At 68.1% G+C, this 14049-nt stretch carries 14 protein-coding genes; 4 read left to right on the top strand and 10 right to left on the bottom strand.

The features are described 5' to 3' along the window. Nucleotides 1-35: 35 nt before the first annotated feature. From FB390_RS21185 to FB390_RS21140, 10 genes are all read right to left on the bottom strand, one after another. The gene (locus FB390_RS21185; RefSeq protein ID WP_141810497.1) at nucleotides 36-275 is read right to left on the bottom strand and encodes a hypothetical protein; all 240 of its coding nucleotides are present in this window, start codon (nucleotides 273-275) and stop codon (nucleotides 36-38) included. Nucleotides 276-360: 85 nt separating this feature from the next. Continuing rightward, nucleotides 361-1578 carry an acetyl-CoA C-acetyltransferase gene (locus FB390_RS21180; RefSeq protein WP_221639332.1) on the bottom strand — a complete coding sequence of 406 codons (1218 nt, stop codon included), beginning with the start codon at nucleotides 1576-1578 and terminating at the stop codon, nucleotides 361-363. Between the two features lie 13 nt (nucleotides 1579-1591). Then, nucleotides 1592-2740 (bottom strand): acyl-CoA dehydrogenase family protein, encoded by a 1149-nt coding sequence (locus FB390_RS21175; protein ID WP_141810496.1) that lies wholly within the window; start codon nucleotides 2738-2740, stop codon nucleotides 1592-1594. A 37-nt stretch (nucleotides 2741-2777) separates the two neighbouring features. Next, complete coding sequence (locus FB390_RS21170) at nucleotides 2778-3434, bottom strand: GntR family transcriptional regulator (RefSeq protein ID WP_141810495.1); 657 nt, start codon at nucleotides 3432-3434, stop codon at nucleotides 2778-2780. Further along, entirely contained in the window at nucleotides 3434-4609 is a 1176-nt protein-coding gene (locus FB390_RS21165; RefSeq protein WP_141810494.1) for a CaiB/BaiF CoA transferase family protein, read from the bottom strand. Before FB390_RS21165 ends, FB390_RS21170 begins: the two co-directional genes overlap by 1 nt. Further along, nucleotides 4606-5397 carry an enoyl-CoA hydratase/isomerase family protein gene (locus FB390_RS21160; RefSeq protein WP_141811936.1) on the bottom strand — a complete coding sequence of 264 codons (792 nt, stop codon included), beginning with the start codon at nucleotides 5395-5397 and terminating at the stop codon, nucleotides 4606-4608. Before FB390_RS21160 ends, FB390_RS21165 begins: the two co-directional genes overlap by 4 nt. A gap of 11 nt (nucleotides 5398-5408) precedes the next feature. After that, on the bottom strand, nucleotides 5409-6566 hold the full coding sequence (locus FB390_RS21155; protein WP_141810493.1) for a CaiB/BaiF CoA transferase family protein: 1158 nt from the start codon (nucleotides 6564-6566) through the stop codon (nucleotides 5409-5411). Nucleotides 6567-6577: 11 nt separating this feature from the next. Continuing rightward, complete coding sequence (locus tag FB390_RS21150) at nucleotides 6578-7747, bottom strand: acyl-CoA dehydrogenase family protein (protein WP_141810492.1); 1170 nt, start codon at nucleotides 7745-7747, stop codon at nucleotides 6578-6580. Between the two features lie 2 nt (nucleotides 7748-7749). Beyond that, on the bottom strand, nucleotides 7750-9705 hold the full coding sequence (locus FB390_RS21145) for an AMP-binding protein (RefSeq protein WP_141810491.1): 1956 nt from the start codon (nucleotides 9703-9705) through the stop codon (nucleotides 7750-7752). Between the two features lie 37 nt (nucleotides 9706-9742). Continuing rightward, entirely contained in the window at nucleotides 9743-10204 is a 462-nt protein-coding gene (locus tag FB390_RS21140; protein ID WP_141810490.1) for a MaoC family dehydratase, read from the bottom strand. 129 nt (nucleotides 10205-10333) lie between these two features. On the opposite strand from FB390_RS21140, the gene FB390_RS21135 reads away from it, so the two are divergent. The 4 genes from FB390_RS21135 to FB390_RS21120 are packed head-to-tail and all read left to right on the top strand — an operon-like array spanning nucleotide 10334 to nucleotide 14041. Further along, nucleotides 10334-11497, top strand: coding sequence for an acyl-CoA dehydrogenase family protein (locus FB390_RS21135; protein ID WP_185757111.1), 1164 nt, complete (start codon nucleotides 10334-10336; stop codon nucleotides 11495-11497). Continuing rightward, complete coding sequence (locus FB390_RS21130; protein ID WP_246124140.1) at nucleotides 11494-12432, top strand: HpcH/HpaI aldolase/citrate lyase family protein; 939 nt, start codon at nucleotides 11494-11496, stop codon at nucleotides 12430-12432. Before FB390_RS21135 ends, FB390_RS21130 begins: the two co-directional genes overlap by 4 nt. Then, nucleotides 12429-13175 carry a 3-oxoacyl-ACP reductase FabG gene (fabG, locus tag FB390_RS21125; RefSeq protein WP_141810489.1) on the top strand — a complete coding sequence of 249 codons (747 nt, stop codon included), beginning with the start codon at nucleotides 12429-12431 and terminating at the stop codon, nucleotides 13173-13175. Before FB390_RS21130 ends, fabG begins: the two co-directional genes overlap by 4 nt. Further along, entirely contained in the window at nucleotides 13172-14041 is an 870-nt protein-coding gene (locus FB390_RS21120) for an HTD2 family dehydratase (protein WP_141810488.1), read from the top strand. The genes fabG and FB390_RS21120 overlap by 4 nt, the downstream gene beginning before the upstream one ends. Nucleotides 14042-14049: the final 8 nt, after the last annotated feature.

Here is a 14049-nt window from a genome sequence, read left to right as displayed (position 1 = left end):
AGGCGTGTTTCAGGCCTGATCAGGCCTTCATCCGGTCAAGGCACAAGATACAAGCGTTCGTTCGGCAGCCGGGGCAGATCTGGGTAGTGCCCGCATGCGACAGTGACGTCGCAGAGGCGGCGGCGCGCCACGTCCTGGACGAACACCAGCGCAGCAGTCAGACACGCCACGAATTCCATTCGGATAGTGGCGAATTGGACCACCAGCCGAATGTCGGGTTCCTCCGGACATGGTGATCGCTTACCGGTTTTCATCGGGGTGCCGACTTGCTTCATGGTTTCTCGTTCGGATCGTGAGGTAAAGGACTGTGCCCGGCGAGCCTGTTCGATTCGCCGGGCACAATCGGTGCCTGAACGGTGATCAGGCGGTCTCGAAGGTGGCGGCCATGCCCTGGCCGCCGCCGATGCACATGGTGGCGAGCCCGCGGCCACCGCCACGGCGGCGCAGTTCGTGCAGCAGGGTGGTGACCATGCGCACCCCCGTGGCGCCGATGGGGTGGCCCAGCGAGATGCCGGACCCGTTGACGTTGAGCCGGTCGTGCTCGCGCCAGCCCCAGCCTTCCAGGACCGCGAGGACCTGGACTGCGAACGCCTCGTTGACCTCGACGAGATCCATCGAATCGAGCAGCGAGACGGTGTCGGTGCCCTGGCGCGCAGCGAGTTTCGCGACGGCGGGCACCGGGCCGATGCCCATGCGGGAGGGCTCGCAGCCCGCGACGGCCCAGCCGGTCAGGTAGCCGATCGGTTCGAGGCCCAGCGCGTCGAGCTGGTCCTCGGCGACGACGAGGAGCCCTGCGGCGGCGTCGTTCTGCTGGCTCGAGTTACCCGCGGTGACGGTGCCGCCGGGCATGATCGTGCGCAGCTTCGACAGGGTCTGCGCGGTGGAATCCGGGCGGATCCCCTCGTCGGCGGCGAAGACCACCGGATCGCCCTTGCGCTGCTGCACGGTCACCGCAACCACCTCGTCGGCGAAGCGGCCTTCCGCCCAGGCCTCAGCGGCCTTCTGGTGGCTGCGCGCGGCGAAGGAGTCGGCCTCCTCACGCATCAAACCGTAGTCCCGCGCGAGGTTCTCGGCGGTCTCGATCATCCCGGAGATCTTGCCGAACCGGGCCGCCGGCTGCGAGCGTTCACGTCCCCGGTCGAGCCGGTCGAACAGCTGCACGGTGCCCGCCCGTGCACCCCAGCGGGTGCTGGTCGAGTAGTACTCGATGCGGCTCATCGACTCGACACCGCCGGCCAGCACCACATCCGCGGCGCCGGTCTGCACCATCATCGCCGAGGTGGCCAGTGCCTGCAGACCACCACCGCAGCGCCGGTCGAGCTGCATGCCAGGCACGGTGATCGGCAGTCCGGCGTGCAGGGCCAGCCAGCGGCCGACGCACGGCACTTCGGAGTTGGCGTAGGACTGGGCGAATACGACATCGTCGATGCGTTCGGGATCGATTCCGGAGCGCTCGATCACCGCGTTCACCACTGTGGCGCCCAGGTCCTCGACCGGCACGTCACGCAGGGAACCGCCGAAAGTGCCGACGGGGGTGCGGGTGGGCGCGACGATCGCGGCCCGGCGCAGTGTTGACATCCATCGACTCCGATCAGATCGAGTTGCGGGCGATGAGCTGTGCGGCAATGACATTGCGCTGGATCTCGTTGGTGCCCTCACCGACGATCATCAGCGGCGCGTCACGGAAGTAGCGCTCCACGTCGTATTCCTTGGAGTAGCCGTAGCCGCCGTGCACGCGGATCGCATCCAGCGCGATCTGCATCGCGGTCTCGGACGCGAACAGCTTCGCCATGCCCGCCTCCATGTCGGCGCGCTCCCCCGCGTCCAGTTTCTGCGCGGCATCGAGGGTCAGCAGGCGGGCGGCGCGCTGTTTGGTCGCCATGTCGGCGAGCAAATTGCCGACGGACTGGTGCTTCCAGATCGGCTTGCCGAAGGACTCACGTTCCTGCGCGTAGCGCACGGCGGCGTCGAGCGCGGCCTGTCCGACACCGAGTGCGCGCGAGGCCACCTGGATGCGCCCGACCTCGAGGCCGCGCATCATGTGGCTCCACCCCAGGTTCGGCACGCCGCCCAGGATGGCGTCGTCGCCGACTTTGCGGCCGTCGAACACCAGCTCGCAGGCTTCGACGCCGCGGTAGCCGAGCTTGGGCAGCTTCTTGGAGATGACCATCCCGTCACCGGGTTCGACCAGAATGACACTCATGCCCTTGTGGGCGGGCTTCGCGTCACGGTCGGTAATACACAACAGACCGATCAGTCCCGAGTGAGCGGCGTTGGAGATCCAGGTCTTGGAACCGGTGATGGACCACTGGTCACCGTCGCGCACAGCGGTGGTTCGCATGGCCTGAAGGTCGCTGCCGCCTGCGGGTTCGGTCAGTGCCATCGTGGCCCGGATCGCGCCCTCGGCCATCTTCGGCAGGTACTTCGACTTCTGCTCGGGCGTGCCGAAGGTCTTGATCAGGTAGGTGATCACCGAGTGGCCACCGATGGCGCCTGCCAGGCTCATCCAGCCGCGCGCGAGTTGTTCGGTGACGCCGGCGAAACAGGCGGTGCTCACGTCGACACCACCGAATTCGGCGGGCGCGAGCAGACCGAAGAAGCCGAGCTTCTTCATCTCCTCGATGAACTCCTCGGGGTAGACATCGTCTTCCTCGAACTCGCGCACGCGGTTCTTGACCCGCTGGTCGACGAAGTCGGCGACCAGATCGACCATCTGCTGCTCATCGGCTGTGAGGCTCATACCCCAACCTTCCTTAATCCACGCATAAAATATTATATCATTTCCAGAAGCCGCGAGATTCGAGCATGTTCACCGCCCGGTCGCCACCGTGCAGGAAGTGCTCCTCGGTGACGGCGCGAGCCGTGGCCACATCCCGGGCCCGCAGGGCCGCGAGGATTTCGCGGTGATCGCGGTCGGCGGTCTCGGACCAGTCGTTGTGGGTCTCGTAGAAACCGTGCGGGCCCGCGCTGCCGAGCACTTTGAGCTCGGTGAGCAGACGCCGGGACCCACTCGCGCGGTTGATCGTTCGATGGAATTCAAAGTTCAGCGTTTCGCGGTCGCGGCTCGGCGCCGTGGTCATCCGGTCCAGGATCCGGCCGAGCGCGTCGAGCGAAGCCGCGGGGATCCGGGTGGCCGCGCGAGCGGCGGCCAGCCCCGAGACCACGCCGAGCAACCAGTAGTGATCGCGCACGTCGTCGCGCGTCATCGGGGCGACGAACGCCCCACGCCGAGGCGGCATGTCGACGATACTCTCCAGTTCGAGGGCGATCAGCGCCTCGCGCACCGGCAGCTTGCTGATTCCCAGCGAATCCGCGATCTCGTCCTGGTCGATCTTGTCGCCCGGACGCAGCTCACCCGCGAAGATCCGCCGCCGGATCTCCTGTAGGGCGGTGGTTTTCAGGCTGGTCGGCGGGGCGACGCGCGGCAGGTCCATCAGGTCTCGCTCGGCTGGGCGGCCCGTGGCGCGAATTCGGCCCGGATCGCGTCGGTATGCGCGCCGAGCGCGGGCACCGAACCGTTGGTCACCAGCCAGTCCCGTGCCGTCCCCGGCGGCAGCAAGGCCGGTACGGGTCCGGACGGAGTCCCGATCTCGCGCCACCGGCCGCGTTCTCGCAGCTGGGGATGCTCGGCGAGCTCACGCACGCCGTTGAGCCGCGCGTTGCCGATACCCGCCTTGTCGGCAGCGTCCTGGATCTCAACGAGAGTTCTTGTGGCGCACCACTGTTCGACGATCGCGTCGACCTCATCACGACGCGCGACCCGGTCGTCGTTGTGCAGATAACGCGGGTCCTCGACCAGTTCTGGGCAGCCCATCAGCTCGGTCATCCGCCGCCACTCCCGATCGCTGGTGGTACCGAGAACCGCCGTCTGCCCGTCGGAGGTCGGATACGCGCCGTACGGGGCGATCATCGGCGAACCTATGCCGACCGGCACCGGCTCCGTGCCCGCGTGCAGCACCTGGTTGAGCGCGAAGCCCATCATCTCCGACACCACATCGAGCATCGCGACCGGCACGACCGCGCCGCGTCCCGTGCGCTCACGGTCGTAGAGCGCGGCCAGCACCGCCGAGTACGAGTACAGCGCGGTGCCGATATCGGCCACGGGGATACCGGGCTTGGCCGGATGTCCGGGAGTGCCGGTGATCGCACACGAACCCGCCTCAGCCTGGATCAGCAGGTCGTAGGCGCGTTTGTGGTCGAGCGGACCGCCACGGCCATAGCCGGAGATGTCGACGATGATCAGCCGGGGAAACCGGCGCGTCAACTCGTCGACACCGAGACCGAGCCGGTCCAGCGCGCCGGGACCGAGATTGCTGACCAGCACATCCGCCTCGGTCAACATCCCTTCGAGGACCACCAGGTCATCGGCGGCGCGCAGGTCGAGCGCCGCCGATTCCTTGCCGTGGTTGAGCCAGGTGAAATGCGCCGACAGGCCGCCGACCACCGTGTCGTAATGCCTGGTGGAGTCGCCGTATCCCGGCTGCTCGACCTTGATCACCCTGGCGCCGAGGTCGGCGAGATGCCGGGTGCACAGCGGGGCGGCGATGGCCTGTTCGAGGCCGATCACCGTCACCCCGGCCAGCGGAGCACGCGGGGGTTCGGTGCTCATGAGAACTTGGGCTCCCGCTTCTCGCGGTGTGAGCCGACGCCCTCGACGACATCGGGGCCACCGAAGTGGTAGAACTCGAGGCCCAGCGACGCGTCGAAGATCGGCATGGCCTGCCGGTACCAGCCGTTGAGCGCCATCTTCGTTCCCTGGATACCCGCCCGCGAGCCGGCAGCCAGCTTCTGCGCGATCTCCATGGCGCGGTCCTGGACCTGATCGTCGTCCACGCACAGCGACACCATGCCGATGCGTTCGGCCTCCTCCCCGGTGAGCACCTCGTTGGTCAGCAGGTGGTACTTGGCCTTGGCCATCGAGGTGAGCAGCGGCCAGCAGATCGCGGCGTGATCGCCCGCCGCCACGCCGAGGCGCACGTGTCCGTCGACGATCTTGGCGCGCCGGCCCGCCACCGAGATGTCGGCGAGCAGCGCCGCCACCAGACCGGCGCCCGCGGCGGGGCCGTTGATCGCGGAGATGATCGGTTGAGGCACCTCGATGATGTTGCGCACCAAGTCCCGTGCCTCCCTCATCACCCGTGTCCGGGAGGTGTAGTCACCGATCATGGCCTCGACCAGGTCGAAGCTGCCCCCGGCGGAGAAGGCTCGCTCCCCCGCACCGCGGATGACGACGGCGCGCACCGATTCGTCGAGCGCGATCACCGGCCAGATGTCTGCCAGGTGCCGATGTGCCTCGGCGCCAACGGAATTCAGGTTCGGGCCGTCGAGCACGATCCGCAGCACGCCGTCGGCGGGGCGGTCGATCGTCAACGACGAGAACTCCTCGTAACCGGGCACTTGCTGTCCTTTCATTCGCTGATCGACACCGCGTCGGCGCCGGTGGGAACGGTGGCGGTCGCCCACCGCAGCAGGATGTCGTCGAGGTCGCCGAGTCCGGTGGGCGGGCGCGACGGTGCGCGCGCCGGGGTCCGGTCGAACCGCGGCGCGGGCGCGGGGTGCAGTACCCCCGAAATCCGTTCGAACACCCCCCGTTCCACGTTATGTGGGTCTTGGGCGGCCTCGTCGAAGGTGAGCACCGGTGACACACAGGCATCGGTGCCCTGGTAAATCCGCCACCACTCGTCGCGGGTCCGTTTCGAGACCGCGTCGGCGATGAGTTCGCGCAGTCTCGGCCACTGTTCGCGGTCGTCCTGCCCCGGCCAGCCGGTGGTGTCGGCACCGAGCCGGTTCAGGAACTCACGGTAGAAGTCGGGTTCGAGCGCGCCGACCGCCAAGTACCGACCATCGGCGCACCGGTAGGTGTCGTAGAACGGGGCACCGGAGTCGAGGAAGTTGGTTCCCGGCTCGTCGGAGTACAGTCCGGCGGCGCGCAAGCCCTGCAACTTGGCCGTCAACACGGCGACACCGTCGACCATCGCCGCGTCGATGACCTGTCCGCGGCCGGTGCGCCCGGCCTCCACCAGCGCGCAGGCGATGCCGAACGCGCCGATCGCCCCGCCACCGGCGTAGTCACCGAGCAGGTTGATCGGCGGCCGCGGCGCACCACCTGCGGAGGCGAGGGCGTGCAGGGCACCGGACTGGGCGACATAGTTGATGTCGTGTCCGGCGTCCTTGGCGCGGGGACCCGTCTGGCCGTAGCCGGTGAGCCGGACGTAGACCAGGCGGGGGTTGCGTACGGTGGCGACCTCGGGTCCCAGACCCAGCCGCTCGGTGACACCGGGCCGATAGCCCTCGATGAAAACGTCTGCCGAATCAGCGAGGCGCAGAACAGCTTCGCGGCCTTCGGGGACCTTCAGATCCACCGCCACCGACCCGACACCCCGGTTGACCACATCGGTCTCCTCGGTCAGGCCGACGGTCTGGCTCAACTCGCGCGCCGAACGGTGCGGTGGCCGCACCACCCGGACGACGTCGGCGCCCATGTCGGCCAGCAACATCGACACATAGGGCACCGGCCCCATGCCTGCCAGCACGACGACACGCACACCCGCCAACGGTCCCGTCATCGGTTCTCCTCCTAGTAGGAACGGGGTAGGCCGAGCACCTGCTGGGAGATGTAGTTGCGCACCATCTCCTGGGAGAACGGGGCATTACGCAGCAGACGCACCTCCCGCCACAGCCGCTCGATGTGGTACTCCTTCGCGTAGGCGTATCCACCGAGCGTGGAGAACGCGCGGTCACACGCCTCGAAACCGGCTTCGGCACCGAGGTATTTGGCCGCGGCCGCCTCGGGACCGCACGGCAGACCCGCGTCGAACAGTTCCGCCGCGCGCATGATCATGCCCTCGGCGGCCTCGAGACGGATCCACGAATCGGCCAGCGGATGTGCCACGGCCTGGTTCTGGCCGATCGGGCGGTCGAACACCACGCGGTTCTTGGCGTATTCGGCGCCGATCTCGAGCGCGGCGCGACCGAGGCCGACGCCTTCCATGCCGACCACGATGCGCTCGGGATTCAGGCCGTCGAGCAGGTAGTAGAAGCCCTTGTCGACCTCGCCGACGAGCCGGTCGTCGGACACCTCGAGGTTGTCGATGAACAGTTCGTTGGTGTCGATCGCGGCGCGGCCGAGCTTATCGATCTCGCGAACGGTGATGCTGGAGCGATCCATGTCGGCCAGGAACAGCGACATGCCCCACAGCGGCTTGTCGTCGCGCCGCGGCGAGGTGCGGGCCAGCAGCAGGATCTTGTGCGCGTTCTGGGCGTTGGTGATGAACACCTTCTGCCCGTTGATCACCCACCCGCCGTCGACCTTGGTCGCCTTGGTCTTGATGCGCGAAGTGTCGACGCCCGCGGTGGGTTCGGTGACGCCGAACGCCATCAGCAGCTCACCCGAGGCGAGCTTGGGCAGATACTCGCGCTTCATCTCCTCCGAGCCGTACTTCACGATCGGGGCGGGCGGGAAAACGTAGAAGTGGATCGCCGACCCACCGCTCATGCCCGCACCGGAGGACGAGATCTCCCCGAGCATGACAGCGGCTTCCTTCAGGCCGAGACCGATGCCGCCGTATTCCTCGGGGATCATCGCGCCCAGCCAGCCACCCGCGGCGAAGGCCTTCACGAATTCCCAGGGGTATTCGTGCTTGTTGTCCTTGTCGAGCCAGTAGTTGTTGTCGAACTTGCGCGCGAGCTCACGCGTGGCCTGTCGGACGACTTCGACGTTGTCGTCGGTCGCTGTAGCGGCGGTCATTGCTACTCCTGTTCGTCGCCCGCGGACACGGGGATCGCTTCGAGTGGGGTGGCGGGGTCGAGGGAGGACATGTCTCCGGTCGGGGTCCCGAGATACCGGGACCGAATGGCCCGGCGCATGATCTTTCCGTTCTTGGTCTTGGGCAGGCTCTCCACGACGACGACCGAGGGGGCGAACGAGCGTCCCGCATTGCCGATCGCGGTGTCCTGCAGGTCTTCCGGTGTCTGGCCGGCCGAACGGAGCACGGCGAAAGCGACCGCGCGCTGACCACGCAGTTCATCGGGCACGCCGATCACGGCGACCTCGGCGATCCGGTTGTCGCGCAACAGCGCCGCTTCGATCTCCGCCGGACCGACCCGGCGACCCGACAGTTTGATCGTGTCGTCGGAGCGGCCGTGGATGCGCCACATACCCTGGTCGTCGATGCTGGCCAGGTCGCCGTGCACCCACACACCGTCCCACTGGTTCCAGTAGGTCTCGAGATAGCGCTCATCGTCCTGCCAGAAGGCATGTGTCATGCCGGGGAAGGTGTTGCGTACCACCAGTTCACCGATCTCACCGACGACCGGCGTGCCGTCCTCACCGAACACTGCGGCGTCCACGCCGGGCAGTGCGCCGGTGAAGGCGGCCGGGGCAGCGGGCAGGAACGGGTACCCGATCAGGATGCCGCCACCGACCTCGGTGCCACCGCTGTAGTTGACGATGGGTCGCGTACCACCGCCGACCTCCTGGAACAGCCACCACCAGGTGGGCTCGTCCCAGGCCTCGCCGGTGGACACGAAAGTGCGCAGGCTCGGCATCGTGTGGATGACCGCGTCGCCCGCCGCTTTCAGCGCCCGCGCCGCCGTCGGCGCGATACCGGCGACGGTGACGCCGTTACGTTCGACGATCTCCCACATCCGGTGCGCGGTGGGATGCGTCGGCAAGCCCTCGATCATCACGATCGTCGCGCCCAGCTGCAGCGGACCGGTCATCAGCATCGGTCCGACGAGCCAGCCGAGATCGGTGATCCAGGAGACGACGTCGCCCTCGTGCACGTCGAAGCCGTAGCCGAAGTCGACCGCCGTCTTCACCGCGAAGCCACCGTGGGAGTGCACGATGCCCTTCGGGCGGCCGGTGGTGCCCGAGGTGTAGACGATGGTCAGCGGATCGTTGGACTCGGTGTCGGCGGTCGGCACCGGAGCCGGATCGAGGTCGAGCTCGTCGTAGTAGACGTCGCGGCCCTCCCGCATCGGAACCTCGGTTCCCAGGTGCCGGATGACCACGACCTTGTCGACAGTGGGTGCGGACTCCAGCGCCGCGTCGGCGGTCGCCTTCAGTTCGACACGCTTGCCGCGCCGCGTCGTCCCGTCCGCGGTCACCAGCAGCACCGCTTCGGAGTCCTGCAAGCGGGTCGCGAGCGCGTCCGGCGCGTAACCGCTGAAGGTGGGCACCGAGACGGCGCCGATCATGGCGATCGCGAGGAAGGCCACCGCGGCGTCGGGCACGACCGGCATGAACAGCACCACCCGGTCGCCGCGTCGCACACCCAGCTGAGTGAGGTTGGCGGCGAAACGCCGCACCTGGGTGTCGAGTTCGGCGAAGGTCAGCGTGCGCCGCTCGCCCTCGTCACCCTCGTAGACGACCGCGAGGCGGTCCGCGGCGGGGCCCTGCGCGTGCCGGTGCGCGGCCAGCCGCGCGATATTGACGCCACCGCCGGTGAACCACCGTGGGAACGGCTTTCCGGCCGAGTCGTCGACGGCGCGATCGAACGGGACCGAGAAGTCCACGCCCAGGTCGGTTGTCGCGGCCCGCCAGAACCATTCGGGGTCGGCGATGGCCCGCTCGTTGAGCTCGGTGACCGCCGCGGCGTCGTCACCGAACCCCCAGGCGCGCATCGCGGCCAGCAGCCGGCTGCGCTCGCGGATCTGTTCGTCGGGAACCCAGGCCGGCTGCTCGGCAGACTGAACGTCCACCATGACGTGTCCTCCTCGTTGCTGGTTCGTCGTGGCCGGATCAGGCCTGCTCGACCGGACGCTTCATCATCAGGCCCACGCGCAGAGCGTCACAGACGACCTCGTCGCGCTGGTTGATACCGAGGTGGCGGAAGGTCACGATGCCGGAGTCGTTGCGGCTCTTGGATTCCCGCTTGTTCTCGATCTTGGTCTGCACGTGGATGGTGTCGCCGTGGAACACCGGCTTGGGGAACTTGATCTGCTCGAAGCCCAGGTTGCCCAGGGTGGTGCCCTGCGTGGTCTCCGGCACGGTGATGCCCGAGACCAGGCCGAGGATGAACAGGCTGTTCACCAGGCGCTGGCCGTAGATGGAGTTTTTGCTGTACTCGGCGTCCAGGTGCAGCGGGGCCAGATTCAACGTCATCACGCTGAAGAACGTGTTGTCGGCCTCGGTGACCGTGCGGCGGGTGGGGTGGTCGATGACCATTCCCGGCTCGAACTCCTCGAAATACAGGCCAGCCATGTCGCGTCCTCTCAGAATATATTATGTACTAGACAGTCTTGGACGGATGCTATCGCACCGTTCGGCTCATCGTATATTATATCATCGTATATTATATCTAGTATCAGACCAAGCACACAGGAGCCGAGAGTGTCCGAACTCAGTGCCGAGGACTTCGAGCCGATCCTGGCCCACGTCCGTACGTTCATCCGCACCAAGGTGGTCCCGCGCGAGCAGGAGATCCTGGAAACCAACGCGATTCCTGACGACATCCGGCAGGCGGCCGCGGAGATGGGCCTGTTCGGGTATGCCATCCCCCAGCGGTGGGGCGGTCTCGGCGTCGACCTCACCCAGGACGTCGAGCTGGCCATGGAGTTCGGCTACACCTCGCTGTCGCTGCGATCGCTGTTCGGCACCAACAACGGCATCGCGGGTCAGGTGCTGGTGAACTACGGCACCGACGAGCAGAAGAAGCAGTGGCTCGAGCGGATCGCCTCCGGCGAGGTGCTGGCCTCCTTCGCGCTCACCGAGCCCGGCGCCGGCTCCAACCCGGCCGGGCTGCGCACCCGTGCCCGCCGTGACGGCGACGACTGGGTGATCGATGGCCAGAAGCGGTTCATCACCAACGCCCCGCTCGCCGATCTGTTCGTCACCTTCGCCCGCACCGCCGAGCCCGGCCCCAACGGTCCCGGAATCGCGGTGTTCCTGGTGCCCGCCGACACACCGGGTGTCATCGTCGGCCCCAAGGACGCGAAGATGGGCCAGGAAGGCGCCTGGACCGCAGACGTCACCTTCACCGATGTCCGGGTGCCCACCGACGCGCTGGTCGGCGGCGCCGAGGACGTGGGATACAAGGCCGCGATGGCCTCGCTGTCGCGTGGTCGCGTGCACATCGCCGCGCTCGCCGTCGGTACCGCCCAGCGCGCGCTCGACGAGTCGGTCGCCTACGCCGCCACGGTTACCCAGGGTGGTACCCCGATCGGCGATTTCCAGCTGGTCCAGGCGATGATCGCCGACATGCAGACCGGGGTGATGGCCGGACGCGCGCTCGTGCGCGACGCCGCCGCCAAGTACGTCTCCGGCGAGGACCGACGCGTCTCCCCGTCGGTGGCCAAGCTGTTCTGCACCGAGATGGTCGGCCGCGTCGCCGACAACGCGGTGCAGATCCACGGTGGCAGCGGGTACATGCGTGAGGTGACCGTCGAGCACATCTACCGCGATGTCCGCCTGCTGCGCCTGTACGAGGGCACCAGCGAGATCCAGCGCCTGATCATCGGTGGCGGGCTCGTGCGCGAAGCGAAGAAGCGCGCGTGAGGACGCGTATCGAAACCGATCTTGTTGCGCGAGTCCGCGCCGCCGCGACCCTGCTGTTCGTCCCGGCCGATCGTCCCGAACGCTTCGCCAAGGCTGCCGCGGCGAACCCCGACCTTGTCGTGCTCGACCTCGAGGATGCCGTCGCGCCCGGTGCCAAGCAGGCCGCGCGGGAGCACGCCGTCGCGTGGATCAGCGCGGGCAACGAATGCGCGGTGCGGATCAACGCAGCCGGAACTCCTTGGCACGCCGATGATCTCGACGCGCTCACGACGCTTCGGTGCGCGCTGATGTTGCCGAAAGCCGAGATCGAGGTCATCGATGGTGTCGTCGCAGCTCTCGCCGCAGGGCGATCCGGCCGCGCGGGCGCTCTCGACACCACCCCGGACCGCACCGTCGGCGATTCCGACGCAGTCGCCGACAGCGCGCATGCGCCACTGATCGCATTGGTCGAAACCCCGGCCGGGGTATTACATTCGGCGGAGATAGCAGCCACGCCGGGGGTGGACCGCCTCGCCATCGGCACCTTCGACCTCGCCGCGGAAATCGGCGTCGACCCCACCGACCGCGAAGCACTCGCCGGGAGCCGGCTCGCACTCGTGCTCGCTTCCGCCGCGGCGGGCCTGCCTCGCCCGATCGACGGCGTCACCGGCGTCGTCGACGACGCCGACCTGGTCGAGGACGACGCCCGCTACGGCAAACGGCTCGGGTTCACCGGCAAACTCTGCATCCACCCGCGTCAGCTCCACCCGGTTGCCACGGCGTTTCGCCCCACCGACGCCGAACAGGCCTGGGCACGAAAGATCTTCGCCGCCATCACCGACACCTCCGGTGTCGTCGTGGTCGACGGTGCCATGGTCGACAAGCCCGTGCTCGAGCGCGCCCGGCGCATCCTGGCGCAGCTCGACGCCACCACCGACAGTGAGGAACAGCCATGACCGGACCACTTATGGCCGACAAGACCGCCGTCATCACCGGCGCCGCCCAGGGCATCGGCTACGCCATCGCCGAACGGTTCGTCGCCGAGGGCGCCCGCGTCGTCATCGGTGACATCGACGGTGCCGCCGCCCAGGCGGCCGCCGACAAGCTGGGCGGTGCGACCGTCGCCCGCGGTGTGCGCTGCGATGTCACCGTCGCCGACGACGTCCAAGCCCTGATCGACGCCGCCGCCGAATCCTTCTCCCCCGTCGACGTGATGGTCAACAACGCGGGCATCACCCGCGACGCGACCATGCGCAAGATGACCGAGGACCAGTTCGACCAGGTCATCGCCGTCCACCTCAAGGGCACCTGGAACGGCACCCGGCTGGCCGGTGCGGTGATGCGTGAACGCGGCAGCGGCGCCATCGTCAACATGTCCTCGCTCTCGGGCAAGATCGGTCTGCCCGGTCAGACCAACTACTCCGCGGCCAAGGCGGGCATCGTCGGCCTGTCGAAGGCCGCGGCGAAAGAGCTCGCGCACCTCGGTGTGCGGGTCAACGCCATCCAGCCCGGCCTGATCCGCACCGCCATGACCGAGGCCATGCCGCAGAAGGTGTGGGATCAGAAGATGGCCGAGATCCCGCTCGGCCGGGCCGGTGAGATCGACGAGATCGCCACGGTGGCACTGTTTCTCGCCTCCGACATGTCCTCGTACATGACGGGCACGGTGCTCGAGGTGACCGGCGGGCGGTTCATGTGACCGCGTCCGCCTGGCAACCGCGCCCGGAAACCTCCATCGAACTCCTCGATCCCGCGCCGGTGGCCGCGTTGGCCGCTCTGCTCGACGACGGCCTGCCCGTGCCGGGCCCCGGCGATCCGCTGCCGCCGCTGTGGCACTGGGTGGCGCTGCCGCGCTGGGCTGCCTCCGGCGTGCTCGGCGCCGACGGCCACCCTCGACGCGGTTCGTTCCTGCCGCCGGTCGAACTCCCGCGCCGCATGTTCGCCGGCGGTGAGATCCGTTTGCACGCACCACTTCTCGTCGGTTCCACGGTGCGGCGCGAGGCCGAGGTGGTCTCGGTGACCGAGAAGGACGGCCGATCCGGCGCGCTGGTCGTGGTCGATGTACGGATCCGCTTGTTCACCGGTACCGGCCAGCTCGCCGTCGAGGAAACACAGAACCTGATCTACCGGGAGGCCGCGCCCGCGCCGGATCGGCCCACACAACCGCCTTCGGCCGAGGACACCCTGCCGCGCACTCCCCTGCGCCGCACGGCGGACAACGCCTGGGATCTGCGGACCGATCCGTCACTGCTCGCGCGGTTCTCCGCGGCCACCGCCAACGCGCACCGCATCCACTACGACTGGCCCTATGCCACCGGTGTGGAGGGGTACCCGGGGCTGGTCGTCCACGGCCCGTTGCAGGCCATCGCATTGGCCGAGATCCACCGCCTGATGGGCGGGGCTCCGGTGCGGGAGCTGCGCCACCGCGGCCGGGCGCCGCTGTTCTGTGGGCAGCCCGCGCGCTTGCTCGCCACCGAGGTACCCGGCGGGGTCTCGCTCGAATTGTTCGGTCCCGGTGGCGAATCCGCCGGTCCGAACGCCACCGTCGACGTCACCACCGACTAGTCAGGAGA

Origin of the sequence: Nocardia bhagyanarayanae, assembly GCF_006716565.1 — a bacterium.
In the GTDB taxonomy this organism is placed as follows: domain Bacteria; phylum Actinomycetota; class Actinomycetes; order Mycobacteriales; family Mycobacteriaceae; genus Nocardia; species Nocardia bhagyanarayanae.
The sequence above is the reverse complement of the archived record's forward strand: the minus strand, read 5'-3'. Positions and strand labels throughout refer to the sequence as shown.